Here is a 24,873-nt window from a genome sequence, read left to right as displayed (position 1 = left end):
AAGTTTAAAAGAAGCTGTCTGCTTCTTGGTGCTGTGGTTGAGGCTTGAAGAAGTCGGCAGCAGGAGTTTTAACGCCCCTGGGCCCGATCCCCTTTCAAGGTCATGACGGCGCTTTCCACTGTCGCAATCATCTTGCCGTCTTCTCGCTGGATTTCACAGCGGTAATGGCTGATGCTGCGCCCGCGATGCGTGGCCCAGGCATGGGCTTGCAGCCGCTCTTGCCAGACTGGCCGCAGAAAGGTGGCTTTCAGATCAATGCTGGTAAAGCTCTCGCCTTCCTGCATCAAGGTGGAATGGGCCGTGCCGATGGCGGCATCGGCCAGTTCGCACAAGAGGCCGCCATGGACCGTGCCCTGCTGGTTGCCATGCAAGGCAGCGTCTGCGTCCAGTTCCAGCGTGGCGCTGGCTTCATCTATAGCGGTAATACGAAAGTTCAGTAGCCGGGAAATCGCGGTGGGGTAACGCATATGCGTGTGCTCGCCTTCGGCCAGTGTGCCATTCAGTTGGCGTTGCAGATATTCCAGTACGGGTAAGTGGCGAGATGAGCTTGGCATGGTGGCTCCAGTCGTTGCTAGGCGATTTGAGAATGTGGTGCTGGCCGTGAGGGTGGCTCTTGGCGGATCAATACATAGTGAATGACGCTGTCGGTGTGGTGGCTTAGCTTAAAAGCGCTTGCACCGGCGGATTCACGTCGCAAACGGAGAGGGTCATGTTGCGGTCAGCCTTAAATAAAAGGTCGAATAATCAGTTGTAGACCCAGGGCCGCCAGAAACAGCAGCAAGCATTGCTTGAAGCGGCGCGGGCTGATGCGCACGCGGATCTTTTGTCCCAGCCACATACCCAGCAAAGCCGGAACAATCACCAAGGTAGACATGCCCAGCTGGTTCAGCTTGAACACATCGTGCATGAACAGACCGCCAGCCAGCGCGATGGTGGAGATTGTGAAGGACAGCCCCAAGGCTTGCACCAGCTCGTCTTTATCCAGATTCAGGGCCTGCAGATAAGGGACGGCTGGCATCACAAAAACGCCGGTAATGCCGGTCACCACGCCGGTCACCAGACCAATCAAGGGTGACAGCCAGGGCTCGAAGCGGGGCGACACGGTCAGGGCGGGGGCGATAAGCGCATAGCTTGCATACACCAGCAGCGCGATACCCAAGGCCATGCCCGATAGCTGTGGTGAGGTACTGGCCAGCAGCGTTGAGCCCCAGAGCGTGCCCAGCACAATGGTCAGCATCATGGACCAGAGCCTGCGCAGCAAAGCCAGCATGGACGGCCCGACAAAGCATTGCCAGACATTGGTGATGAAAGAAGGCAGCACCAGCAAGGCGGCAGCCGAGGCCGGTGACATCATCAGGCCCAGCAAGCTCATGGCTACCGTTGGCAGGCCCATGCCGGTAACGCCCTTGACCATGCCCGCTATCAGGAAGATGGCACTGAGCAGAAGAAGGAAAGAGAGAGATTCGTGCATGCCTGTATTGAAGCGTGGCAGGCAAGTGCACACAATGTGGATTTAAGGCGCTATCCTTCGGTTTATCCGAAGGGTTTTCAGGAGTGGTGATGCGACTGGGTCTGGCCGATCTGCATTTGTTCTTGAGCATTGTGGATGCAGGCAGCATCACACAGGGAGCGGTACGCGCGAATCTGGCTCTGGCTTCGGCCAGCGAGCGTTTGCGCCGTATCGAGGACGATGCCGGCGTTGCTTTGCTGGAGCGCCTGCCACGGGGAGTCGTCACCACAGAGGCAGGCGAGGCGCTGGCCCACCATGCCCGTTTGATGCTGCGCCAGCATGATCTGTTGAAAGGTGAGTTGCAGGATTTCGCTGTTGGAGCGCGGGGGACTTTGCACCTGTATGCGAATACGGCGGCCTTAACCGACTTTCTGCCATCCCGTCTGGCTCCCTGGCTGGCACAACGGCCGAATCTGCATATCGAGCTGAAAGAGCGTACCAGCGCAGATATTGTGCGTACGGTTGCCGCCGGTTTGGCCCAGGCCGGTGTGGTGTCGGATGCAGTGCAGGCACCGGGGCTGGTGCTGGAGCCGGTGGCCAAGGATCATCTGGTGCTGATTATGGCTGCGGCTCACCCCTTGGCGGCACACAGCAAATTGAGCTTGCAGGATGTTCTGCATGAGCCCTTCGTGGGCCTGATGCCGGGTAATGCCCTGCAAGACCATCTGGACGAACATGCTCGCGCAGCAGGCCATGCTTGGGTGCAGCGCATCCGTATGAAAACCTTCGAAGGGCTGTGCCAGATGGTGGCCCACGGTGTGGGCCTGGGGATTGTGCCGCAAGGCGTAGCCAGCCGCTACAAGCGTCGCCATGGCTTTGTGGCGCGGCCTTTGAGTGACGCCTGGGCCAAGCGCTCCTTGTGCCTGTGTTATCAGGACTGGGGCGCCCTATCCAAACCCATGCAGCGCTTGTTGCAGCATTTGGGGTCTAAGGAGACTGTCTGAGCCCACTTTTTTTGTGAAAACGTGTTCACGGAGCTGCATGCTTTCCAAGCCGCCAGGGGGCAGATGCCAGGCGTAAGGTTCATGCTGATTTCCGCATTTTTTGTCGGATTCAGCGATCTGTTTTTCTATTGGTGGTGCTTTGCAGCTCTGTCGTTTGATGACTGGCTCTAATGCCGGAGCTCACCTTCCTTGTTTTCGCTTAACACCTTAGTGGGTCAGGCTGACAAATAGTGAGCGGCCGGTGATTTTATTCCAGCCCTTCCAGTTTGCTGGCAACAAGCGGCTCTTGCGATTCTGCTGGCTCTGCCAAGTTGATCTTCACTCCAATATCGGCCGGTTTCGCGTAGTGCAGGCTGCTGGTCACCAAGGCATTGACACCTGTTGCGGCATAGGCGGCTGCGTTACCTGCATGAATCCCGCCCGCTGCCAGAATGGTGACGTTGGGATGCGCTTTGCGCAGCGCAGGCACAATTTGTGCCAGGGTCTCGGGCGGGACTTTGTCGAACTGCACCACGTCCGCACCCGCCTGAGCCGCGCTGTAGGCTTCGTCCAGATCCGCCGCTTCAATCACGATTTTCTTCTCGCACAAGGCGTATTTGTGACGGGCAATCGCCCGGCCCACCTCCTCCCAGCCACCCATCAGCGCGCGGTGCTGGGGGAAGATCAAAATGGTTTCGCCCAGTCCCAGCCGATGCGGCATGGCTCCGCCCGATAGTGTGGCTTTCAAGGCCAGCTTGCGTACCCCAGGCGCATGTTTGCGAGTGGTCAGCACAGCCACCGAGGCATCTACCGTTTGCACGGCTTGCACGACTTGATGTGTCAGGGTGGCGATGCCGCAGGCAAACTCCAGCAGGTTCTGGCCGACCTTCCAGGCGCGCAGCAAGGCTTTGGCGGGGCCTTGTGCCAGCAAGATGGTCTGACCGGGCATGGCCGCCACGCCGCTGGGGGTGTAGTGCTGGGTCTGGCCGCCGCAAGAGCGCACAATCTCGGCCACCTCCTCAGTGCCCGCCACGCGGATATGGTCACGCACGACGTAACGCAGTGTGGTGTTCTGGTTGTGCAGTCCCAGCATGTGGCTGGTCAGATCCAGGTAGGAGGCATCCTCGCCAATCCATTGGTCGATTTGGCTTTGTTCAAAAAAAACCGTCATTTTTGATTCCCGTAGCGCCGCAGCGCCCAAAAGCAGGCTAATGCCGTCAGCCCCAGCAAGCAGGACAGCGCATTGGCACAGTCTGTGTCGCCATCCAGGACGGCGTTGTAGATAGATAAAGACAGGGTTTCGGTACGACCTGCGATATTGCCACCCAACATCAGCGAAATGCCCACTTCTCCCATGGCCCGTCCGCCAGACAGAATCAGTCCGGTGGCCAAGGCAGAGCGCAGCAAGGGCAATTCCACCCGGAAGAAGTAGGACCAGGTGCCGTGGCCCAGTGTGGCTGCCGCTTCACGCAGCCGTGGCGACAGGCTGTTCATGCTGTTTTGCACGGGTTTGACCATCAATGGCAGCCCGGCGATAAAGGCGGCGATCAGCAAGGCCGCGGGCTGAAAAACAATATTGGGTGACCAGCCGGTGGCACTGGCCAACCAGCCCTGCCTGCCCAGGGCAAGCAGCAGCAAGTAACCGATAACAATCGGTGGGAAAACCAGCGGCAGGCTCACCAGTGAATCGAGTAATCCGTGGCCTGGGAAGCGCTTTCTGGCCAGTACCCAGGCCAGGGTTACCCCCAGAACCAATTGGGCCACCAAGGTGGCGGCCAGCACATATACACTCAGGCCCAGCGAGCTACTGGAGCAGCTCATCCAGGCGGACATCACAGGCCGTGACGCTCAAGAATGGACTTGGCCTTGTCCGAGCCCAGGAACTGGGTCCAGGATTGCAAGGCAGGGCTTGCAGGACGGTCCTTGAGCACGGCCAGGCTCAGATCAATCGGGTCGTGACATTGGGCTGGCATGGGCAGGGTGGTGCCCAGCTTGTCCTTGTGGGCCAGCGCTTCGCTGCGGTTGATGAAACCGGCGTCCACCTCGCCATTGAGCAGGTAGGTGGATACCTGCGGCAGCATGGCGACTTCAATGCTGCGACCCTCGGCCTGGATTTTTTCACGTTCCATGCAGGTGGTGGCGGCGCGACCGTAGACGGTTTTCTTGGCATCGCCTATAGCAATGCGGGCATAGCTGGGCTGCTGCAAGTCCTGGATGGAATCAATGGTCTTGCCTTTGGGCACGGCCAGCATCAGGGCACCCTGGCTGATGTTCACAAACTGCTGGGCAATGCCCATGGGTTCCAGAAAAAAGCGGTCGCCAATAATGGCAGCAATGTCTGGATTTTGCTCGCTCTGGGCGCGGACCTGCTGCATATTGCCAAAGCTGCTCTCTACCGTCAGGCCTGTTTCTTTATTGAAGGCTTCCATCAATTCCGTGACGGGTTTGCGGTAGCCTGCGCCAGTAGCAATTAGCAGGTCGGAGGCCTGAGCGGTGGTGGACAGTGCCAGCAGGCTGGCGGCAGAAAGCAGCAGAGATTTCATAGGGTTTCCTGTCAGTAAAATTCGTTATGAGTTTGAGTTTATAACGAGAAGAAGCAGACAGGGACCACCAGGGGGATTTTAGGCCGTGGGTTTGAAAGTGGTATCAGACGCTGTGGCTCGACCGCAGGGTTGAGAGGTGTGGAGAGGACGGCAAACCGCGATTAAGCAGATGTGATGGAGGGCATGACAAGGAGGCAGTGTCGCCGTGTGAACATGATGTTTTCATGAGCTGGCTTACGGCTTACGGCTTACGGCTCATGGTCCATAGCCCATAGCCCACCAGAGTTCACGGCAACAATCCCGCCTCTTTCAGCAAAGGCTCCTCATAAACGGAGTCTTCAGCGGGATAGCGCAGGTTTGGCATGTTTTTGGCCTTGGCCAAGGCCCAGATGATGCTCTCCCCAGCAGGCAATGTATCGGGGGCTTGTGCGTACAAGGGGTCCTGAAATGCTGCCTCTGTTGATGTGATGGTCCAACCCTTGGCGGTAAATGCCGCGAGCACATCCGGCAATGCAGCCGCATTGATCTGGTTGGTATGCAAGAGGATTACATGAGCCGGACTGCGTCCCAGAACCTCTTGCGCCAACTGATCGTAATAGCTGGCACGGTCCAGCAGGTGAAGGATGTATTGCTCTTTCACGCGCTCTGCCTTGGCACTATCGCCTGCTTGCACATGATCTGCAAAGACCCGGCTGTAATACCAGTCGCTGGCATCAATGGATACGGGCGCGCTCTTGTAATCATGCGCCGCCATCCACTGACGGAAACCGTCGCGCTTGGCGATGGTGTCCCCTTCTTTCAGGTAAGGGAAGCGCAGCATGGGTGTGAAGGTGGGCAGGCTTTTGAACGCGGCATCGGCAAGCTGCACATCTGTAATGAAGTCCTCCAGACTGAGCGCCGGGTCGGCCAGGCTTTTGTGGCTGGCGGTATGGTTGCCGATACGATGTCCTTCCCTAGACCAGGCCTGCACAAGACCCAGCCCCTCTTCCCCGCCCATACGGGCTAGCGATGGGAACAGAGTGGCCTTGATCTGGTGGTCCCGCAAGCTGGTCAATATTTGCTCATTCCACTGATTGGCCTGTGGCTGCGTGCTGGGGTTGAAGCCGTCATCAAAGCTGAGGGCCAGGGTCTGGGACGTCGCCCAAGTAGTGCAGAGAGCCAGAACAGCCGTAGCCAGGAAGTGCAGGGGAGAAATACGGAAAGCCATGCGAAAACGGAGAGGGTGAAAAGAGTGACGGAAACAGGCAAGCTTGCCCAGGCCTTGTCAGCATGCAGGACTGCAAGCGGCGGTGCAAGTTCGTAGTTATCGCAAGGGGCAAGTCAGCAGGCGAAAAAAATCCCCATCCTGAACCAGCAAGATGGGGATTTTGGGACACTGTTACCCGGAGTCAGGCTCCGGGCGACATCGTGTGCTTCAGGCTTGAGCGGCTTTGAATGCCAGACGCCATTGGTGCAGCAAAGGCTCGGTGTAGCCGTTAGGCTGTTCCAGACCCTTCAGAACCAGATCCTGAGCAGCGCGGAAGGCAAAGGAGCCTTCGAAGTTGCCGGCCATGTTCTGGTAGGCTGGGTCGCCTGCATTTTGCTGGTCAACCACAGCAGCCATGCGCTGCAGAGTTTCAACCACTTGTTCGTGGGTGACGATGCCGTGCAGCAGCCAGTTGGCGATGTGCTGGCTGGAGATACGCAGGGTAGCGCGGTCTTCCATCAGGCCCACGTCGTGGATGTCCGGTACTTTGGAGCAGCCCACGCCCTGGTCAATCCAGCGCACCACGTAACCCAGGATGCCCTGAGCGTTGTTGTCCAGTTCTTCCTGGATTTCCTTGGCAGACCAGCTGGTGTCTGTGGCCACAGGAATGGTCAGGATGCTGTCCAGGTAGTCGTTGGTGTCGCCTTCCAGGCCCTTCTGGACGTCGACCACGTTGACTTGGTGGTAGTGCAAGGCGTGCAGCGTGGCAGCGGTAGGCGATGGCACCCAGGCGGTGTTGCCACCGGCCTTCACGTGACCAATCTTCTGTTCCAGCATTTCAGCCATCAGGTCAGGCATGGCCCACATACCTTTACCGATCTGAGCGCGACCACGCAGGCCGCACTGCAGGCCGATCTGAACGTTGTTGCGCTCGTAGGCAGGCTGCCAGTCAGCTTGTTTCATGTCGGCCTTGCGCACCACGGCACCCGCTTGCATGCAAGTGTGGATTTCGTCGCCCGTGCGGTCCAGGAAGCCGGTGTTGATGAACACGACACGCTCGGTGGCCTGGGCAATAGCTGCTTTCAGGTTCACGCTGGTGCGGCGCTCTTCGTCCATGATGCCCAGCTTGACGGTGTTGGGAGCCAGACCCAGCAGGCTTTCCACACGGTCAAAGATCTCGCTGGCAAACGCCACTTCGTCAGGACCGTGCATTTTGGGTTTGACGATGTACAGCGAGCCGCTGCGCGAGTTCTTCTTCAGTTCCAGATCGCGCATGCCGATCAGAGTGGTGATCACGGCGTCCAGAATGCCTTCAGGGATTTCGCGACCTTCGCCGTCAATGATGGCAGGGTTGCTCATCAGGTGACCGACGTTACGCACGAACATCAGGGAGCGACCAGCCAGAGTCTGGGTAGCGCCTTTCAGGTCGGTGTACTGGCGATCGTCAGCCAGGCGGCGCGTAAAGACCTTGCCGTCTTTCTTGATTTCTTCGGTCAGCGAACCGGTGACCAGACCCAGCCAGTTGCGGTATGCCAGGACCTTGTCGTCGGCGTCCACGGCAGCCACGGAGTCTTCGCAGTCCATGATGGTGGTCAGTGCGGCTTCCAGAACGATGTCTTTCACGCCAGCCGGGTCGGTCTTGCCAATGGGGCTGTTGGGGTCGATCTGCAGTTCAAAGTGCAGGCCGTTGTGCAGGAACACGATGGCTTCAGGCGCATCGGGCTGACCGCGGTAACCCAGCAGGGTCGAGGCGTCTTTCAGACCGGTGGTGCCGCCGTTTTCCAGGGTGACGCGCAAAGCGCCGTCAGCGATGGTGTAGGAGGTAGCCTGATCGTGGCTGCCTTGAGCCAGAGGAATGGTGTCGTTCAGGAACTGACGGCCAAAGGCGATAACCTTGGCACCGCGCACGGCGTTGTAGCCACCGCCACGCTGAGCACCGTCAGTGTCAGGGATGGCGTTGGTGCCGTACAGCGCGTCGTACAGGCTGCCCCAGCGTGCGTTTACGGCGTTCAGCGCGTAACGTGCGTTCATGATGGGCACAACCAGCTGAGGACCACCTTGTTCGGTGATTTCGGTGTCGACGTTGGTCGTGTTGACCTTGACGTCGGCAGGCGCTTCTTTCAGATAGCCGATGGAGCTCAGGAAGCTCTTGTAGGCAGGCATATCGGTGATGGGGCCTGGGTTGGCCGTGTGCCACTTGTCCAGTTCGACTTGCAAGCGGTCGCGTTCGGCCAGCAAGGCGCGGTTTTTAGGTGCCAGATCATGGACCAGCTTATCGAAACCAGCCCAGAAGGCTTCGGAGGAGATACCTGTGCCGGGCAGGGCTTCTTGTTCGATGAACTGATGAAGCACCTCGGCGACTTGCAGTCGCTGGCAGGAGATTCGAGTGGTCATGTGTACCCTTGCTGATAGTTAAAAGTGATTCGGTACAGCGGCAGGCCAAAACGGCCTTGCTAACTGCAATTACCTGGTCAAGAGCACGTTCAGATCTTGCTGAAATCGCGGGTGACAAGACCCACGCGGCGCCAGGACACAAATGACATCAGAGGGCGAGCAAATGCTTGAAGCGAAAATCATTAAAATACGCTAACCCATTGTAAATTAGCCTAAATGCAAGCTAATTTGCGCGATGACGAGCTATGTCTCACACGCATGCCGAGCACACTGCCAGGTTGGATAACTTAAATTATGAAGGACTGACGCTAGCTGGATTTAATACTAAAAGTATTAAGACTACATACTTAATGTATTTACTGGATTTGGGCAAGTCTTATATATGAGGTAGAAGACGTGCCTGACTTCCACTTGCCATCATAAGCTGCCTCATCTGGTCCCGCTTGAAATACCTGATATGCCCGCCAAGCCGCTTGTCTAGCGCCATTAGCATAAAAACAGGGTCTTGGGTCAAGGGCTTGCGCCAGGGCTCTACCTGCCTGATTCCGGAAAAATGGAATTTGCCTAAAACCGGGGTAAAGCTGCTTGTTTAAATGGGGCCTGTGAGTAAATTCAGTCTCAAAACCAACGATAGTCGTGTCCATTGTGTGGACAGTGGGGTTTGTGATTCAGTCAAAAACCAGTAACGACATTTGCTTTGGGTGGGACTGGGGCTGGGCTGCCTTGCTCGGATACGGCAAGACACTGGGGCGCTAGGCGAGCCATTGCAAAGGTATATGGGTGATGGCTTTAAGCGCAGGCGAAACCGATAGCCGAACGTCTGTATTGGGGAGCGATGGTTCGCGAAAGCGGCAGACGGTCAGGCCTGTCTGTTCGGCTGGTACATGAGCGTCAGGATCAGGCGGCTGAATTTGTCATGGAGTCGTGTAGGAGGCGGAACAATAAACAGCTTATGATGCTTGCAGATCTGCTTGTCTTTGTTTCCCCTTGGAATACTTGTTATGTCTGATCCCAGCGGTTTTTCTCGTATCACGTCCACGCCGGAGCTGATTCCATTCAATGGCTATCAGGATGCCGGCCAGGCTTTGGAGCAGCTGCGCCATATTTACGACCGCAACACCGCTTTTTTGCGCGACTCTTTTGCCCAGTGTCTGGAAACTGGATTTCCACGCGGGCAGCGCTTCAGAGCCTGCTACCCTGCAGTGCGTTTGCGCGTCGATACCTATCAGGAAGTGGATAGCCGCCTGTCTTATGGGCATGTAGTCGAGCCCGGCGTGTACATGACCACCATTACCGCTCCTGGCCTCTATCACGATTACTTGCTGGAGCAACTGGAACTGCTGCTGCGCAATCACGGTGTGCAGGTGGAAGTGGGGGAATCCTCCGTGCCTATCCCGCTGCATTTCGCCCTGAATAATGGTGTGCAGTCCACGGTGACAACCGTGCCTGAATCACCCGGTGACACCTTGCGCGATCACTTCGATGTACCGGATCTGGCGTATATGGACGATGCCATCGTCAACGGTACGTGGGAGCGCGTGCATAACGAACCCTTGCCGCTGGCGCCTTTTACTGCGCCGCGTATCGATTACTCCTTGCATCGTTTGCAGCACTACAGCGCTACTCGTCCCGAGTACTTCCAGAACTTTGTGTTGTTCACTAATTATCAGTTTTATGTGGACGAGTTCTGCCAGTGGGCGCGTGAAGTGCTGCAGGCGGATGATCAAGGCTATATAGATCTGGTGGAGCCGGGCAATATCATCACTCCGGCGGGTGCGAATGCATCGACAACCGGTTCGCCTTTGGCTCGCGCGCCGCAAATGCCCTCGTATCACTTGCGCCGTGCCGATCATTCCGGCATCACCCTGATCAATATCGGCGTGGGGCCATCCAATGCCAAGACCATTACCGACCACGTTGCCGTTCTGCGCCCTGCTGCCTGGCTGATGCTGGGCCATTGCGCCGGTTTGCGTACTACTCAGCGCCTGGGTGATTACGTACTGGCACATGGCTATGTACGTCAGGATCACGTGCTGGACGAGGATTTGCCTACTTGGGTGCCCATCCCTCCTCTGGCGGAAATTCAGGTTGCCCTGGAGCAAGCCGTGGCCGAGGTGGCCGGGCTGTCAGGTTGGGAGCTGAAGCGCATCATGCGCACGGGTACGGTGGCGTCTATTGATAACCGTAATTGGGAATTGCGAGACCACCACGAGCCGGTGCGGCGCTTGTCGCAGTCGCGGGCGATTGCGCTGGACATGGAGTCCGCCACCATTGCTGCCAATGGTTTCCGCTTCCGTGTCCCGTATGGCACCTTGCTGTGCGTGTCGGACAAGCCTTTGCATGGCGAGCTGAAACTGCCGGGTATGGCCAGCGAATTCTATGCGCGTCAGGTTGGCCAGCATCTGCATATTGGCATCCGGGCGCTGGAACTGCTGCGCGAGATGCCCAAAGAAAGGCTGCACTCGCGTAAGCTGCGCAGCTTCCTGGAAACGGCGTTTCAATAAGATATTGCAGGCCTTGTCAGTGCCTCTGCGCCTGGGTGAGCTGTTGGCTCTTAGCACTGACTTACCATTTTTAGTGGTTTGAGAGCAGGCCGGGCTACCAAGTGGAGCACGGCCTCTTGGTTTCTTTGAGGACAGCAGATACTCATATGGTTAAAGCGTTTCAAGATTTTTATGCCGACAACTTCAGCCATTGCTACGGTTGTGGCAAACATAATCCCGACGGGCATCAGCTTAAGAGCTACTGGGACGGCGACGATACCGTGGCCCGCTACACCCCCAAGCCGATTTACAGCGGTGGCGTGCCCAACCATGTATACGGCGGCTTGATTGCTTCCTTGTTGGACTGCCACGGTACTGCTTCTGCGGCAGCCTTCATCTATAGGGATCTGAATATCGAGATGGGCACCAGCGAGGAGCCGATCCGTTGCGTGACAGCCTCCCTGAAAGTGGAGTTTCGGCGTCCCACTCCAATGGGGACAGAGCTGACGGTACAAGGCAAGCTGCGTGAGCTGGATGGACGCAAGGTCTGGGTGGACCTGTCGCTTAGCGCGAATGGCGAAGTTTGTGCGACGGGTGAAATGCTGGCGATACGCTTCAAGGAATAAGCGGGATTTTTTTGGGGCTCAGCGGTCAACGTGCTTTGACACGGTGTCTTGGACTTGCTGATCGCTCAGAAGGAAGCTGGTTTTTGATATGTGTAGGCTGTAAAGAATGCCCTCAGGTTGTGCCGCCGATTTATGGCATTTCTTTCTTCGAGGGTAACCCGGAGGTTGAAAGTATCCCCACGCTGCGCTCGTAGGCTGCTGCTTTCATGAGGTTTGTTTTGTGCGGGGCAGCCAGACAATAAAAAGCCGGGCCCATTCAGGCCCGGCTTTCAGTCTTTCAAACCCAGCTAATTAGCGGCTGGCAGCAATCGCGTCGCGTGCCTTCTTTACCAGGTCTTCACCGATGGTCTTGGTCCATTTCTCGACCACGCCTTCGGTTGCCTTGGCAAAGGCAGCGTGCTGCTCAGGCGTCAGGCTGGTGACCTTCACACCGTGGCTTTCGATCTCTTTGAGCAAGGTAGGATCTTCCGCCGTGATGCCGGTACGGGCAATCACGATTTCACGCTTACCAGCTTCAATAGCGGCTTCACGCACGATCTTCTGGTCTTCCTCACTCCAGGATTTCCACACGTCGCGGTTCACCACAAATACCAGTGGGTCAGACACGTAGTTCCACAGGGTCAGGTACTGCTGCTGCACGTCGTACAGCTTGGCACCGGCGTAAATGGACAGGGGGTTTTCCTGGCCGTCTACAGCCTTATTAGCCAGTGCGGGTTGTGCATCTGCCCAGCTCATTTGCGTGGGGTTGGCACCCAGGGCGCTGAAGGTGTCCATGTACAGCGGCGAACCGACCACGCGCAGTTTCAGGCCCTTCATGTCTTCAGGCTTGGTCACTTCGTGCTTGGAGTTGCTGAGCTGACGGAAACCGTTTTCACCCCAGGCCAGAGGCACCACACCGGCTTTCTCGATGTAGCCAAACAGGTCCTTGCCCACTTCGCCGTTGATCAAAGCGTCGGTGGCTTTGGCATCCGGTTGCAGGAATGGCAGGGAGAACAGGTTCAGCTGCTTGATCTGGGGGGACCAGTTGATGGTCGAGCCCACGGCCATATCAATCATGCCTTGGCGAATGGCGGTGAACTCGCGTGTCTGGTCACCTTGTACCAGCGAGGTGCCGGGGTAGATCTTGATATTGATGCGGCCATCGGTACGCTCGCGCACCAGGTCGGACCAGATCACCGCCCCTTGGCCCCAAGGGAAAGTGGTACCCACCACGATGGACAGCTTGTACTCGGATTTGTAGGCGGCTTGGGCAGCGGGAACCACGGCCAGGGTGGCGGCTGTACATGCCAGAGTGGCCAGAATGTGACGTAATTTCATGGGTCAGGTCTCCCTTTCTATGAGTTGTGTTTCAGTCTTGTGGTTTTAGTTAAAGCCCAGGTAGCGTGGCAGCCACAGGGCAATCTCGGGTTCTGCGATAACGAGCAGCATGGTCGAGCCCATGCCCAGCAGCAGCCAGCCTACCCAACGCAGGGTGCTTTCCATGGGGACGCCCGCGATACGGCAGGCGACCATCAGGTTGACGGCGACTGGCGGAGTGAACTGGCCCAGAGCCACGTTCAAGGTCAGCAGGACCCCGAACCAGACGGGGTGCCAGCCAAAGTTGTAGGCAATCGGCATGAATAGCGGCACGAAGATCAGGAAGATCGAAATGCCATCCAGGAACATGCCCAGCACAATCAGCATGACAATCATCAGCGCCAGAATGCCGTACTCGCCCAGACCGGAATTGATGATGGCATTGGTGACGGGGTCAATAATGCTCAGGGTGGACAGCGCCCAGGCAAAAATACCGGCCAGTGCCACAACCATCATGATGACGGCTGATAATTCGGCGGCTTCCCGCAGGATCAAGAAAAGATCGCGGAACTTGATGGTGCGATGGATGACCATGCCCACGAACAGGCCGTAGAACACAGCCACTACAGCGGCCTCAGTAGGGGTGAACAGGCCCAGGCGCATACCACCCAGAATGATGACAGGCGCAATCAGGCCCCAGGCGGCTTCTCGCAGGCTGCGCCAGAATGGTGGACGTGGCAGCTCGGCCTCGGCCAATCCCAGCTTGTGACGGCGCGATAGCCAGATGGCCGGAATAATCAGGCCAATCCCCGCCAGAATGCCGGGGAACATACCGGCCGCAAACAGCGCAGGTACGGAGGCCTCGGGCACCAGCACCGAGTAAATAATGAAGGCGATGGAGGGGGGAATCAGAATGTCGGTGGCTGCACCCGCTCCCACAATACTGGCCGCAAAAGGACCGGGATAGCCCGCACGTTTCATCGCGCCGATCATGACCGCGCCCACGGCGGCCGCGCAGGCCGGGCCGGAACCGGAAATGCCACCCAGGAACATGGCCACGCCGATGGCAACGACGGGCAGCATACCAGGGCCGCGGCCAACCAGCGCGACCGCAAAGTTCACCAGACGGCTGGCTACGCCCGATCGGTCAAAAATGGAACCCACCAACACGAACATGGGAATGGCCAGCAAAGGGTATTTGGCCAGACCGGCATAAAAGCTTTGCGGCACGGCCATCAGGCCAAACCAGTGCGTATCCAGGTTGGACATCAAAATCGCAAAGGCACCACCTATACCCAGGGACACGCCCACCGGCACGCCCACCAGCATCAGGCTGATGAAGATGACAAACAGCAAGGTTGCAATCATGATTTAGCCTGCCAACGACGCACCCACATGCCCAGCAAACGCAGGCTCAGGGTAGTAGACAGGATGGGCAGCCACATGCTGTACCACCAGGTTGGGACACCAATGGAGGGCGAGGTATCGCCCCACTCGAACTCGTCCAGGGCCATGCGGCCGGACAGAATGGCCATGCCGACAAAGAACAGCAGGCTCATGCCAATGCCAAACAGGGCCAGGCGGCGTTGACGACGCACCGTGCCCGCATCGGCAAAGACTTCAATACGAATGTGCAAGTGGCGCACACAGGCGCTGGCACCGGCATTCATGGTCAGGACCACCAGCAGGAAGATGGAGATTTCCTCGGTCCAGGCAAAGGAGCTATCGGTCAGATAGCGCACAAACACGTTGGCAAAGGTAATTAAAGCCAGGGCCGCCATGATCAGGACCGAAGCCCAGTCCTCTATTTGCAAAGGAATACGCAGGCCGGATTCGGCGGGCGAGGCGGCGTGATTATCAGGTGTATCTGTAGAACTTGAATCCATGAGGTCTGTCAGATTTGGCAATAAAGCTACATGCTAGCGGTCAAAGACGGGGCTGGCAGTGAGTAATTTCCCCCGGTGCAATAGCACCCGCGGGCCATCATTGGCCTGGGGAGAGACGATAGGGATGGGGGCGAGGGCACACGCAATATGGGGGTTGGTGCTTCGCCTAGCTGATGAGGTCTGAAACCTGGCCCGGCACGACAGATGGGCCTGTGTGTGGCGCTCTGAGAGGCCCGACAGGGGTGTTGCCGGGCTTGCTGTGCGGGTGATTAGCAAGGGTGCAGGCTGCCGGTGAGGCAGCCTGGGCTAATGCAAGCTGGGGGACAGCTTACTCTTTTTTACGGTCCTTTTTCCCTTTTTTGCCTTCTTTGTCCTTTTTGGAAGGCTTTTTGTCTTTATTTTTATCCTTGTTTTTGGCTTTTTCTTTTTTCTTCTTTTTGCTCTTCTTATCCTTTTTGCCTTTCTCGCTTGAGGATTCTTTATCGCTATCCGCGTCCTCATCTTTATCCTGATCGGACTCGCCCTTTTCTGCTTGCTTAATGGCAGTGGCCTTCAGATCAGCGGCTTTTTGTTTGGATGAAACCGGCGTTTTGCGGGCCTGTTCCATTTCCGCATCCAATTCTGCGGCCACTTCGCGTAGCTCGTCGGCAACAGCCTGAGAGCGATCTGATTGCAGGGCAATCATGGTGCCACGGCACTGGGGAGCGCCACACAGGCAGCGGTAGTTCTGCTTGAGCTCCTCGGTAATTTCATCGTCGATGACCAGCGAGTAGTCATACAAAAGCTCTTCCCCGGCAGGAATATCGCGCATGGCCACAATAAAGACGCGCGAGCCATCGGCGTTCTCGTGACCTTCACAGTTGGGGGCGCAAGAGTGGTTGATCCAGCGTGAATCATTGCCTCCCTGACCACCGTCCACGATTTTGCCATTGCTCAGTGCAAAGAAAAAAGTGTGGAAAGGCTCATCCGGATTGACGGGGAACAAGGCATCGGCCTGTTCCGGCGTAAGCCGCTTGCCAGCATATTGCAGGATGCGCGTTCCGGCTGGAATATCGCGTAGCGCAAAGACGCCGTTGCCATGCAGTTTGGATGGTTTGACGACGTGCCAGGGTTGGCGTTGAGTGACCATGGGGAATCAGCCTGTAAAAGGGGATAAACTGGACGGCGATCTCTATCTTACAAAACATGCAGGGCTACGCAACCATGTCACTTGAAACGACCGCCCACAACGGCGCGCAAATCTTGCTCGAAACCTTGATCGCTCAGGGTGTAGATACCATTTTTGGTTATCCTGGCGGAGCGGTGTTACCGCTCTATGATGCTCTTCATGCCCAACCGCGAATTCGTCATATTTTGGTTCGTCACGAGCAAGCTGCCGTACATGCGGCCGAAGGCTATGCCCGCAGCACCGGCAAACCTGGCGTGGTGCTGGTGACATCAGGCCCCGGTATGGCCAATACCACCTCCGGTTTGCTCGATGCCTTGTGTGATTCTATTCCTGTCCTGTGTATTAGTGGTCAAGTAGCGACCACCGCAATTGGTACCGCCGCTTTCCAGGAGTGCGATGCGATTGGTATTTCCCGCCCTGTGACCAAGTGGAATGCCCAGGTTCGTCGTATTGAAGACGTGGCCTCCTTGACGGCCAAGGCCTTGCGCCTGTGTACCCAGGGCCGCCCCGGTCCGGTGCTGCTGGACTTCCCCAAAGATATTCAGATCGCCACCCTGCCCGCTGCCAGCAGCGACGCGCCGGCCCAGGACGAGGCTGACAGCCTCTTGGCTCCTGCCGCTCCGGCCTCTGCCCAGGAAGCGGCGATTAAACGCGCCGCCGCCATGATTGCGCACGCTCGCCGCCCCGTGTTTTACGGTGGTGGTGGCCTGATCAACTCCGGGGCCGATGCCAGCCACGCCTTCACCAGCCTGGTTCAGGAAACTGGCGCACCTTGCACACTGACCTTGATGGGCCTGGGTGCCTACCCTGCACGTGATGAGCAGTTCGTGGGCATGTTGGGCATGCACGGCACGCTGGAAGCCAACTTGGCCATGCACCATGCGGATCTGATTATCTGTGTGGGCGCTCGCTTCGACGACCGCATTACCGGCCGTCTGTCCGATTTCTGCCCGCATGCCAGCAAGATCCATATTGATATCGACCCCGGTTCCATCGACAAGGTGGTGCGTGCGGATGTGGCTTTGGTGGGCGACTGTTATCCCCTGCTGCGTGCCTTGCGCAAAGAGCTGTCGCATCACGAATTGCCTGAAGGTCGCTTGAATGATTGGTGGCAGCGCATTGGCGTGTGGCGTGCTCAAGAGTGCTTGAAAGTGACGCCTCATAGCGACGCCATCTTGCCGCAGCACTTGCTGCAACGTCTGGACGCGCATCTGGAAGGCCGTGATGCCATCGTCTCTACCGATGTGGGCCAGCACCAGATGTGGGCTGCGCAGTACATCAAGTTTGATCGTCCTCGCCGTTGGCTGACTTCGGGTGGAGCCGGCACCATGGGTTACGGCGTACCTGCTGCGTTTGGGGCGCAGATTGCGCATCCGGACAAGCTGGTGGTGTGTGTCAGTGGTGACGCGTCGGTACTGATGAATATTCAGGAACTGGCCAGCGCTGTGCAGCATCGCACGCCGATCAAGGTGATTCTGTGCAATAACCGCCACATGGGCATGGTGCGCCAGTGGCAAGAGCTGATTCACGATGGTCGTTACAGCCACAGCTATAACGAAGCCATGCCGGATTTTGTGGCCTTGTCGCGCGCCTTTGGTTGGGAAGCCGAACGCGTGGAGCATCCCGATCAGCTGGATGCGGCGCTGGAGCGTTGTCTGGCCCACGATGGTCCGTTCTTCCTTAACGTGGAAGTGCTGGCGCTGGAAAACTGTTTCCCCATGATGCCAGCGGGCTATGGCCATCAACAGGTCATGTTGTCCGAAGATAACTGGTACGTAGAAGAATAAGGTGCCCGGCTGGGACACAGGCGTAAAAACCCCTATGTCCCAGCCCGAGCACTACGCATTAAATACACTGATCCATTCAGACAGGAGGGGCATGCATGATGTACCGTCACATGAAGAACCGTCTTTTGGCCGCAGGTTTGATGCTGGGCTTGGGCCTGGCGGCGGGAGCGGCCACGGCCCAGACTTCCTTGAAGCTGGCTTACGCTTTGTCCACCAGCTCTCACTATGGTGCGGGTGCAAAAGCCTTTGCCAGTGCCTTGGAAAAGGACGGCAACTACACCATCGAGGCCTTTCCCAACAGCGCCTTGGGCGGCGAGCGTGAAGTTATTGAAGGCTTGCAATTGGGCACGATTGATCTGGCCATTGTGTCTACCGGCGCAACCCTGAACTTTGTGCCCAAGACTGGCGTGTTCGATATTCCTTTCCTGTTCCGCGACCTGCAACATGCCCGTCATGTGCTTGATGGCAAGATCGGTCAGGACATGCTGGCTGAATTTCCCAAACGCGGAATTGTGGCGCTGGCCTGGGGCGAGCAAGGTTTCCGTCACCTGACCAATAATGTGCGTCCTGTCACCACCCCAGCTGATGCCAAGGGCCTGAAGATACGCACCACAGAGAACCCCATTCATATTGCCGCTTTCCGTGAAATCGGCATTCTGGCTACGCCTATGGCCTGGCCGGAAGTGGCGACCGCCCTGCAACAAGGCACCATCGACGGCCAGGAAAATCCCTTGTCCGTGATTGTGTCGGCCAAGCTGCCTCAGCTGCAAAAGTACCTGTCGCTGACGGCTCACGTGTATGGCCCGGCCTTGGTGCTGATGTCTCCGGCGGTGTATGACGGCCTGTCCGATCAGGACAAGCAGTTGATGAAAGATGCCGGCGTAACGGCTGCCCAGGCCATGCGTGACTACGTGGACGATATCGAGAAAACCGGCGTGGATGCCGTCAAGGCCGAAGGCATGCAGGTCAATACCGTTGACCATGCCGCGTTTGCCAAAGCGGTAGAGCCTGTCTATCCCCAGTACTACAAACAGTTCGGCCAGGAACTGGTCGAATCTATCCGTCAGACTCAGTAAACGGCATTCATCATGAAAGCTCTGTTGTCCGTTCTGGATAAGGGCCTGTTTCGTCTGGTGTCCTGGGTGACGCAGTTGCTGCTGCTCTCGGCAGTGGCGGCTGCGTTCTATCAAGTGATCGCTCGTTTCGTGCTCCAGTCGCCCGCCGACTGGAGCGAGGCCTGGTCACGTGCCGCTCTGATCTGGACAGTCATGCTGGGTCTGTGTCTGGCCTTGCGTCAGGGTGCCATGCTAAGCGTGGATGTGCTGCGGCTCTGGGTCGGAAAGCGGACGCAGCATTGGCTGGATGTGGCCGTGCTGATTACGTGTCTGGCTTTCTTCGGCCTGTTGACCTGGGTCGGCATTCAAATGACCTGGCGGGTGCGGTTTCAGACCATGCCTAGTCTGGAGTGGTCCATTTCCTGGGTGTATATCGCGATCCCGATTGGTGCCGTGCTGGCCATTTTGGGCCTGTTGGCCCGTTGGCTGGAGAAACCTGCGCCTGCTGTGGTCGATAACACGCAGCTCTAATTCAAGACCTGATTCCGTGCCTGTAAAGCACCACCGAACTCTCGATGCCCTACGGGCATCTGTTTAGACCGGAGACCGTATCGTGTCCCAGATCATGCTTGTGTCCATGCTGCTGTTTTTTGTATTGACGGTGCCCGTGGCGATTGCCGTGGGGCTGGCCAATATGGCGGGGGTAGCCTGGGAGGGGCGCATGACTTTTCTGGTCATCGCCCAGCAGTTGTATGCAGCTCTGGACAAGTATCCTCTGGTTGCTGTGCCCTTCTTTATTCTGGCAGGCAACCTGATGGAGTCGGGCGGCATGTCCAACCGTATGGTGGAGTTTGCCAAAAGCCTGGTGGGTGGTGTGCAGGGTGGTCTGGCTTGCAGCTGTGTGCTGACCTGCATGATTTTTGCGGCGGTGGCCGGTTCCAGTGTGGCAACCACTTTTGCGGTCGGGGCAATTCTTATCCCTGCCATGGTCCGGCATGGCTACCCGGCACCGTTCGCGGCATCCTTGCAGGCCTCAGCGGCGGAGTTGGGGGTGATCATCCCGCCGTCCATTCCCATGATTTTGTTTGCCGTATCCACGGACACGTCGGTAGGCGAGCTGTTCGTTGCGGGTATTGGCCCTGGCTTGTTGATCGGCGGCGCCTTGATGCTTTATGTGTGGTTGTATGCACGTCGCCATGGTCTGGGTTTGCAGGACGGCGTGGGTCGTTTGGGTGTCTGGACGGCATTCCGTCAGGCGTGGCTGGCCTTGTTGATGCCGGTGATTATTCTCGGCGGGATTTACGGGGGTATTTTCACGCCTACCGAGGCTTCGGCGGTGGCGGTAGTCTATGCCTTGATCGTGAGCATGTTTGTCTACCGCAGCGTTAAATGGGGCGACCTGTCCAAGGTGCTGCATCGTTCCGTGGTGTCCACGGCGGTCATCATGTTCATCATCGCCAATGCGGGTGTGTTTGGTTTCCTGCTCAATCGCACCGGCATTCCGGCTGCCATGGGGATCTGGTTGGGGGAATTGTTTAGTAGCCCCATGATGTTTTTGCTGGGTGTGAACGCGGCCTTGTTTGTGGTGGGGATGTTTGTCGAAACCTCGGCCTCGATTGTGGTGTTGGCTCCGCTCTTGCTGCCGGTAGCCATGCAGTTTGGCATTGATCCGGCGCACTTTGGCATCATCATGGTGGTCAATCTGGCGCTGGGAATGGTGACACCGCCCTTTGGCGTGAATCTGTTTGCCGCCTGTTCAGTGGCCGGGATTTCTTTGGAAAAACTGATACGTCCACTGCTGCCTTTTGTAGTCGTCATCCTGGCTTGCTTGATGCTGATCAGCTATGTGCCAGAAGTCAGTTTGTGGGCGCGAGACCTGGTGTACCGTTGATGAATCGTCTGCTTTCCTGAGCGCTGTTCATGAGCTATTTCCTCCTGTTGTTGGTTCACCTTCTGGCTGCGATTTTTTTTATCGGCACTGTGTTTTTCGAGGTGCTGATGTTGTCGCCTTTGGCGCGTCAGGTTTCCCGTCCATCGATGCGGGAGTTCGAGCATGCCCTGGGGCGGCGGGCGCGCCGCATCATGCCTTGGGTGTTGTTGTTGCTCTACGCTGCGGGCTTGAGTCTGGCCTGGCAGCATCGGGCCTTGTTTGAGGTCGGCGGGGCCAGGGCCTGGATACTGGGCGTAAAGATCACTCTAGCGCTAAGCGTATTTGGACACTTTCTATCCGTTATGGTGATGAGCCGGCGCAAAACCATGACGGCGCGCCGGTCCCGGATCATTCACCTGAGTGTTTTCGCCCACGTTCTCTTGATAGTGGTGCTGGCCAAGGCCCTGTTTTACTGGCCGCTTTGAGGCGTGCCCGACCAGGGTTCAAAGCAGAGCAGGCCCACAGACTCCTGCGTCAGTTCCTCTCCTTTAGCGGGGTTTTTTAAGGACACATAGACGCGTCCGCTGCCGGTATCCAGCGCCAGGCTGTTGGTCAGCTTGTCGGTGGTGGCTGCGGCTACCGGGCGCAAGGTATCCAGTGTGTAGGCGGCAACACGTCGGTCGCTACGCTCGGACACGTAGGCCAGGTTCGCCGCGGGGTCAACGCTGATTGCCAGTGGATTGCCCTGAGCAGGCTGTGCCGCGAGAATCCGCCCATTTGTGGCATCGAGCATCAGCACTTGCTGGCGTGATCCACTCCAGTCGCGTTGGGGCAAAAGCCGCTGTTGCCAGGGAGTAATGGAATCGAGCCCCTGGTCAGTCACATAAAGGTGATCCTGGTGGTAGGCCAGATTGATGGGTTGATGCACGCCGGGCAGAGTCCAGCGTTCCTGGATGCGCAAGGCTCGGGTGTCGATTACCACGATTTCCGCCGCCATCGTGGAGACATACAATCTCCCGCCTTGTTCATCCAGGGCCAAGCCGGTGGGATAAAAGCCCAGGTCGGGGATACGGGCCTTAAGGGCAAGGTTCTGGCTATCCAGCACAAAGAGTACGCTTTCGCCGGCCGACAGGCCGGGTACAAATAGCAGGCCTTGAGTTTTGTCCAGAATAAGGCCACGCAAGTCGTGCTCGTAGCGCTTGCCATCTGGGCGGGGCTGGCTCAGTTGTACGGTGTGCAGCCTGCGATTGCGCTGTGTATCGATTACGCTGATGCGCCCTTGCAGGGAGTGGCCTACGTACAGGCGCTTGGCCTGATCGTCCAAGGCCAGACCAAAGGCGCGATAAGGCAAGAGCAGGCGGCTTTTTTCCTGCAAGTTGGCGGCATCGAGCTGCACCAGGCTGCTAGGTGGTGCATCGTCTTTGAAGCCACCGGCCACTGCCGCATAGACGGCTTGCTGGCTGGGGCTGTAGGCCAACTCGTAAACGCCCGGCCCCACGGCTGTTTGTAAGTTGCTGGCGGTGGGGCTGCACATACGTTGCGCCTGTACTGGCAAGGCCAGTGCGCCACTGGTGGCCAGCAGGGCAACTATCCAACGGGTTCGCATGGGAAAGCTCCTTAGTATTGCAGGGTGTAGGTCAGCGCGTAGGTGCGCCCTTGGCCCCGAAAATCCAGCACGCTGGGGGAGATAATGCCGCTGTAGATCAGCTTGGCCTGCTGACCCCATCGAGTTTCGTAGGATTTATTGAACAGGTTCTGAATCCCCAGTGACAGCGTGCCTTTGACTTGTGCGCTGTGATCGAACTGGTAGCGTCCCAGAAGGTCGACCAGTGTCAGGCTGGGCAAGGATTCTTGTTGCTGACCGCCGCTCACGCTGGGGATGTCGCTGCGCAGTTTCATCGAATGGGCCACCTGAGCGCGTACGGCCCAGTTATTGCTTTGCTTGCCAATATAGGCGGTGGCTTTGGACGGGCTGGAGTAGTAAATACCGCGTCGCTGCCAGCGGCCGTCTTTCAGCTCTTCATTGCGAATCAAGAGCAAGCTGGCTCCCGTGCTCCAGCCATCGTTCAGGCGCAGGTCTACTTGTCCTTCCAGACCGTAGTTACGTACTTTGGAGTCCACCAGTGAGATATTTAACGTGCTGCGGTTCAGGGCGATCGACTTGTCCGATTGCGAATGGAACAAGGCGACCTGGGCAGAGAGTGGGCCGTCGTTGTAGCGCCAGCCCACTTCGGTCGAGCGGGTTTTGATGGCCGCCATGGAGGAGTCTGTCACGCTGATGTGGCGACCCAGTGTCCAGTGATTGTCGATCAGTGAATAGCTGGCGCCTGTTCCATAGTATTTAGCAGGATCGGCCAGTTCAAAACCCTCGGAGTAATTCGCCCATACTTGCTGTGCCGGGCTGAGCTTGTAGATCAAGCCGGCATTGAACAAGGTCGTCCCATAGCTGTTGCGCCCGCCTGGAATGGAATCGGCAGACTGGCCGTAGCCCGATAGAACCAGGCGTTGCTGTATCCCCTGAACAAAGTCATTCACCTGCACACGGACGTGTTGCTTGCGCACTCCAGCGCTCAGGCTTAGTTTGTCAGTTAGATGCAGGTCAGCCTGTGCGAAGGCCCCCAATATGTGATTGCGAAAACCGGGGTAGCGCGGCAGGCTGGCCACCTTGTCAAACTCCAGGCCCCCACTGTCCATCGCTTTGTTGATGTCGAACATGGTTTGGGTGGCTTTGAAGGTTTCGTGATCGTAGTCCACACCGTAGTTCAAGCTGAAGCGGTCCCAGTCCTTGTTGAGCATGGCTTTCAGCCCGTACGTCTGGGTTTCCTGAGTTGAAACACTCCAGTTGTAGATGCGTTTGCCTGGAACAAGCGGGTTGGCGTCTGAATCCGGGTAGGGATAAAAACGCATGGATTCATTGCGATAGTAGGCCTTCAGATACAGGTCCTGGCCACCGAGCACATCACCCTTGAAGTAGTCCGCCGCCAGAATCTGGCGTTCGGTGCGGGGCTTATAGTCCGAGTCAAAACCGCTGCGTATATCCAGTTCCGACGGGTTGAGAATATTGTCATTGGGACCGGGACGTAGCCACAGGGCTTTGCCCGGTTTAAAGCCGGAATCGTAGTATTGCGCCAGTAGACGCAACTCGCCCGCCTCTTGCAGATCCACATTCAAAGAGCCCATCAGATCCAGGGACCGGTTCCATTGCAAGTCTGTTTGTGTAATGTCGGGCAGGACGCGTTCACCTTGACTGTCATAGGCGCCGCCATTACGGGTCAGTGACAAGGCCAGTCGCCCTTGGAGGGTGTCGTTGCCGCCTTCTACGGATTGCGACAGGGTGGTGTTCAGGTCATCGCCCGCTTGCAAGCCGCTTCGTACCCCCAGCTCGGAGACAAACCGAGCCGGACCGGGTTCGGCGCGTTTGGTAATGATATTGATGATCCCGCCTGTGGCGTTGCCTCCGTGGATAGCGGTGGCCCCTGACAGGACTTCAATGCGTTCGATATTGAAAGGATCAATGGAATCAAACTGTCGGCTTAACTGACGCGAGCCGTTCAGAGAAATGCCGTCGATCATGACTTGAGTGGGACGGCCTCGCAGGTATTGGCCTGCATTGGTGCGGGATTGCCCTCCCAGATCCAGTCCGGGAATCAGTTGTCCCAGCATTTGCTTCAGGGAGGCGCCTGCACCGGTTTGCTCGGCAATTTGTTTTGAGTCAATGACCCAGACCGTGTTGGCGGTTTCGTCAATGGATTTTGGGGTCCGTGAGGCCACAACGGTAACGGCGGCCAGTGTCTCACCTTGTCGGATAGGGGCGTCCTGGGCCTGCGAAGGGACGGTCTGCAAGGTGTAGGAGTCGGCCCCGACCTGCCGAGGGGCCAGCCCCGAGCCGTTCAGTACGGCGTGCAAGGCTTGAGCAGCGGTGTAGCTGCCTTGCAAGGGGGGAGACAGGCGATGCTCGACCAGATCCTGAGTGAAAAAGACTTGTATGCCTGCTTGACTGGCAATCTGGGTTAACGCGGTGCCCAAAGGCTGGGCGGGTAGATTGAAACTTAGGGTCTGGGCATGAACAGCGGTGCCAATGCTGGCCAGAGCCAGGACAGCCAAGGGAGTAGAGAGCGTCAGGCGCATGGACAAAGTACCTTGAAA

At 57.5% G+C, this 24,873-nt stretch carries 21 protein-coding genes; 8 read left to right on the top strand and 13 right to left on the bottom strand.

Annotated features, from left to right (window positions below; translation table 11 throughout):
• Positions 1–68: 68 nt before the first annotated feature.
• Together M2Q46_RS17255 and M2Q46_RS17250 are read right to left on the bottom strand one after the other, a co-directional pair.
• Complete coding sequence (locus M2Q46_RS17255) at positions 69–554, bottom strand: PaaI family thioesterase (RefSeq protein ID WP_115634751.1); 486 nt, start codon at positions 552–554, stop codon at positions 69–71.
• Between the two features lie 170 nt (positions 555–724).
• Positions 725–1,471, bottom strand: coding sequence for a sulfite exporter TauE/SafE family protein (locus tag M2Q46_RS17250; protein ID WP_115634753.1), 747 nt, complete (start codon positions 1,469–1,471; stop codon positions 725–727).
• Positions 1,472–1,560: 89 nt separating this feature from the next.
• On the opposite strand from M2Q46_RS17250, the gene M2Q46_RS17245 reads away from it, so the two are divergent.
• Entirely contained in the window at positions 1,561–2,454 is an 894-nt protein-coding gene (locus tag M2Q46_RS17245) for a LysR family transcriptional regulator (protein ID WP_115634755.1), read from the top strand.
• Between the two features lie 247 nt (positions 2,455–2,701).
• On the opposite strand, the gene modD is transcribed toward M2Q46_RS17245, so the two are convergent.
• The 5 genes from modD to M2Q46_RS17220 form a co-directional block, all read right to left on the bottom strand.
• The gene (modD, locus tag M2Q46_RS17240; RefSeq protein WP_302357704.1) at positions 2,702–3,604 is read right to left on the bottom strand and encodes a ModD protein; all 903 of its coding nucleotides are present in this window, start codon (positions 3,602–3,604) and stop codon (positions 2,702–2,704) included.
• A complete protein-coding gene (gene modB, locus M2Q46_RS17235) occupies positions 3,601–4,254 on the bottom strand; it encodes a molybdate ABC transporter permease subunit (protein WP_060186636.1) in 654 nt (217 codons plus the stop codon). The genes modD and modB overlap by 4 nt, the downstream gene beginning before the upstream one ends.
• Before the next feature lie 11 nt (positions 4,255–4,265).
• Positions 4,266–4,976, bottom strand: a complete 711-nt coding sequence (gene modA, locus M2Q46_RS17230) for a molybdate ABC transporter substrate-binding protein (RefSeq protein ID WP_302357702.1) — start codon at positions 4,974–4,976, stop codon at positions 4,266–4,268.
• Positions 4,977–5,262: 286 nt separating this feature from the next.
• On the bottom strand, positions 5,263–6,183 hold the full coding sequence (locus tag M2Q46_RS17225; RefSeq protein ID WP_060186575.1) for a polysaccharide deacetylase family protein: 921 nt from the start codon (positions 6,181–6,183) through the stop codon (positions 5,263–5,265).
• Positions 6,184–6,390: 207 nt separating this feature from the next.
• A complete protein-coding gene (locus M2Q46_RS17220) occupies positions 6,391–8,556 on the bottom strand; it encodes a malate synthase G (protein WP_088451552.1) in 2,166 nt (721 codons plus the stop codon).
• Positions 8,557–9,557: 1,001 nt separating this feature from the next.
• On the opposite strand from M2Q46_RS17220, the gene M2Q46_RS17215 reads away from it, so the two are divergent.
• Positions 9,558–11,060: an AMP nucleosidase gene (locus M2Q46_RS17215; RefSeq protein ID WP_026483878.1), complete on the top strand. Its 1,503-nt coding sequence runs from the start codon at positions 9,558–9,560 to the stop codon at positions 11,058–11,060.
• A 146-nt stretch (positions 11,061–11,206) separates the two neighbouring features.
• On the top strand, positions 11,207–11,665 hold the full coding sequence (locus M2Q46_RS17210; protein ID WP_203145230.1) for a PaaI family thioesterase: 459 nt from the start codon (positions 11,207–11,209) through the stop codon (positions 11,663–11,665).
• A gap of 291 nt (positions 11,666–11,956) precedes the next feature.
• On the opposite strand, the gene M2Q46_RS17205 is transcribed toward M2Q46_RS17210, so the two are convergent.
• The 4 genes from M2Q46_RS17205 to M2Q46_RS17190 all read right to left on the bottom strand — a co-directional run bounded on the left by M2Q46_RS17205 (position 11,957) and on the right by M2Q46_RS17190 (position 15,976).
• Positions 11,957–12,982, bottom strand: a complete 1,026-nt coding sequence (locus M2Q46_RS17205) for a DctP family TRAP transporter solute-binding subunit (protein ID WP_035269299.1) — start codon at positions 12,980–12,982, stop codon at positions 11,957–11,959.
• Positions 12,983–13,027: 45 nt separating this feature from the next.
• Entirely contained in the window at positions 13,028–14,329 is a 1,302-nt protein-coding gene (locus tag M2Q46_RS17200) for a TRAP transporter large permease (protein ID WP_251197081.1), read from the bottom strand.
• Positions 14,326–14,847 (bottom strand): TRAP transporter small permease, encoded by a 522-nt coding sequence (locus tag M2Q46_RS17195; protein WP_060186573.1) that lies wholly within the window; start codon positions 14,845–14,847, stop codon positions 14,326–14,328. Before M2Q46_RS17195 ends, M2Q46_RS17200 begins: the two co-directional genes overlap by 4 nt.
• A gap of 328 nt (positions 14,848–15,175) precedes the next feature.
• On the bottom strand, positions 15,176–15,976 hold the full coding sequence (locus M2Q46_RS17190; RefSeq protein WP_035269291.1) for an SET domain-containing protein: 801 nt from the start codon (positions 15,974–15,976) through the stop codon (positions 15,176–15,178).
• A 56-nt stretch (positions 15,977–16,032) separates the two neighbouring features.
• Between M2Q46_RS17190 and ilvB the strand changes: the two genes are divergently transcribed.
• From ilvB to M2Q46_RS17165, 5 genes are all read left to right on the top strand, one after another.
• Positions 16,033–17,802 (top strand): biosynthetic-type acetolactate synthase large subunit, encoded by a 1,770-nt coding sequence (gene ilvB / locus M2Q46_RS17185; protein WP_060186572.1) that lies wholly within the window; start codon positions 16,033–16,035, stop codon positions 17,800–17,802.
• Between the two features lie 110 nt (positions 17,803–17,912).
• On the top strand, positions 17,913–18,878 hold the full coding sequence (locus tag M2Q46_RS17180) for a TRAP transporter substrate-binding protein (RefSeq protein ID WP_035269947.1): 966 nt from the start codon (positions 17,913–17,915) through the stop codon (positions 18,876–18,878).
• Between the two features lie 12 nt (positions 18,879–18,890).
• Positions 18,891–19,388, top strand: a complete 498-nt coding sequence (locus M2Q46_RS17175) for a TRAP transporter small permease (protein ID WP_009463607.1) — start codon at positions 18,891–18,893, stop codon at positions 19,386–19,388.
• Between the two features lie 82 nt (positions 19,389–19,470).
• Positions 19,471–20,748 (top strand): TRAP transporter large permease, encoded by a 1,278-nt coding sequence (locus tag M2Q46_RS17170; RefSeq protein ID WP_083055207.1) that lies wholly within the window; start codon positions 19,471–19,473, stop codon positions 20,746–20,748.
• A 29-nt stretch (positions 20,749–20,777) separates the two neighbouring features.
• Positions 20,778–21,212: a CopD family copper resistance protein gene (locus tag M2Q46_RS17165; protein ID WP_115634765.1), complete on the top strand. Its 435-nt coding sequence runs from the start codon at positions 20,778–20,780 to the stop codon at positions 21,210–21,212.
• Here M2Q46_RS17165 and M2Q46_RS17160 read toward each other — a convergent pair.
• Together M2Q46_RS17160 and M2Q46_RS17155 are read right to left on the bottom strand one after the other, a co-directional pair.
• Entirely contained in the window at positions 21,197–22,333 is a 1,137-nt protein-coding gene (locus M2Q46_RS17160; RefSeq protein WP_115634767.1) for a YncE family protein, read from the bottom strand. The genes M2Q46_RS17165 and M2Q46_RS17160 overlap by 16 nt on opposite strands.
• Positions 22,334–22,344: 11 nt before the next feature.
• Positions 22,345–24,855: a TonB-dependent receptor gene (locus tag M2Q46_RS17155; RefSeq protein WP_302357700.1), complete on the bottom strand. Its 2,511-nt coding sequence runs from the start codon at positions 24,853–24,855 to the stop codon at positions 22,345–22,347.
• Positions 24,856–24,873 lie beyond the last annotated feature (18 nt).

The sequence above is a fragment of the Alcaligenes sp. YSL9 genome, assembly GCF_030515105.1.
In the GTDB taxonomy this organism is placed as follows: domain Bacteria; phylum Pseudomonadota; class Gammaproteobacteria; order Burkholderiales; family Burkholderiaceae_B; genus Alcaligenes; species Alcaligenes phenolicus.
Note: the sequence above shows the minus strand (reverse complement) of the source record. Positions and strands in the feature narration are given on the sequence as shown.

Excerpts from the sequence above, each read along its gene's own strand:
- M2Q46_RS17255 (WP_115634751.1), bottom strand. The coding sequence starts at position 554 with ATGCCAAGCTCATCTCGCCACTTACCCGTACTGGAATATCTGCAACGC.
- M2Q46_RS17250 (WP_115634753.1), bottom strand. The coding sequence starts at position 1,471 with ATGCACGAATCTCTCTCTTTCCTTCTTCTGCTCAGTGCCATCTTCCTG.
- M2Q46_RS17245 (WP_115634755.1), top strand. The coding sequence starts at position 1,561 with ATGCGACTGGGTCTGGCCGATCTGCATTTGTTCTTGAGCATTGTGGAT.
- modD (WP_302357704.1), bottom strand. The coding sequence starts at position 3,604 with ATGACGGTTTTTTTTGAACAAAGCCAAATCGACCAATGGATTGGCGAG.
- modB (WP_060186636.1), bottom strand. The coding sequence starts at position 4,254 with ATGAGCTGCTCCAGTAGCTCGCTGGGCCTGAGTGTATATGTGCTGGCC.
- modA (WP_302357702.1), bottom strand. The coding sequence starts at position 4,976 with ATGAAATCTCTGCTGCTTTCTGCCGCCAGCCTGCTGGCACTGTCCACC.
- M2Q46_RS17225 (WP_060186575.1), bottom strand. The coding sequence starts at position 6,183 with ATGGCTTTCCGTATTTCTCCCCTGCACTTCCTGGCTACGGCTGTTCTG.
- M2Q46_RS17220 (WP_088451552.1), bottom strand. The coding sequence starts at position 8,556 with ATGACCACTCGAATCTCCTGCCAGCGACTGCAAGTCGCCGAGGTGCTT.
- M2Q46_RS17215 (WP_026483878.1), top strand. The coding sequence starts at position 9,558 with ATGTCTGATCCCAGCGGTTTTTCTCGTATCACGTCCACGCCGGAGCTG.
- M2Q46_RS17210 (WP_203145230.1), top strand. The coding sequence starts at position 11,207 with ATGGTTAAAGCGTTTCAAGATTTTTATGCCGACAACTTCAGCCATTGC.
- M2Q46_RS17205 (WP_035269299.1), bottom strand. The coding sequence starts at position 12,982 with ATGAAATTACGTCACATTCTGGCCACTCTGGCATGTACAGCCGCCACC.
- M2Q46_RS17200 (WP_251197081.1), bottom strand. The coding sequence starts at position 14,329 with ATGATTGCAACCTTGCTGTTTGTCATCTTCATCAGCCTGATGCTGGTG.
- M2Q46_RS17195 (WP_060186573.1), bottom strand. The coding sequence starts at position 14,847 with ATGGATTCAAGTTCTACAGATACACCTGATAATCACGCCGCCTCGCCC.
- M2Q46_RS17190 (WP_035269291.1), bottom strand. The coding sequence starts at position 15,976 with ATGGTCACTCAACGCCAACCCTGGCACGTCGTCAAACCATCCAAACTG.
- ilvB (WP_060186572.1), top strand. The coding sequence starts at position 16,033 with ATGCAGGGCTACGCAACCATGTCACTTGAAACGACCGCCCACAACGGC.
- M2Q46_RS17180 (WP_035269947.1), top strand. The coding sequence starts at position 17,913 with ATGAAGAACCGTCTTTTGGCCGCAGGTTTGATGCTGGGCTTGGGCCTG.
- M2Q46_RS17175 (WP_009463607.1), top strand. The coding sequence starts at position 18,891 with ATGAAAGCTCTGTTGTCCGTTCTGGATAAGGGCCTGTTTCGTCTGGTG.
- M2Q46_RS17165 (WP_115634765.1), top strand. The coding sequence starts at position 20,778 with ATGAGCTATTTCCTCCTGTTGTTGGTTCACCTTCTGGCTGCGATTTTT.
- M2Q46_RS17160 (WP_115634767.1), bottom strand. The coding sequence starts at position 22,333 with ATGCGAACCCGTTGGATAGTTGCCCTGCTGGCCACCAGTGGCGCACTG.
- M2Q46_RS17155 (WP_302357700.1), bottom strand. The coding sequence starts at position 24,855 with ATGCGCCTGACGCTCTCTACTCCCTTGGCTGTCCTGGCTCTGGCCAGC.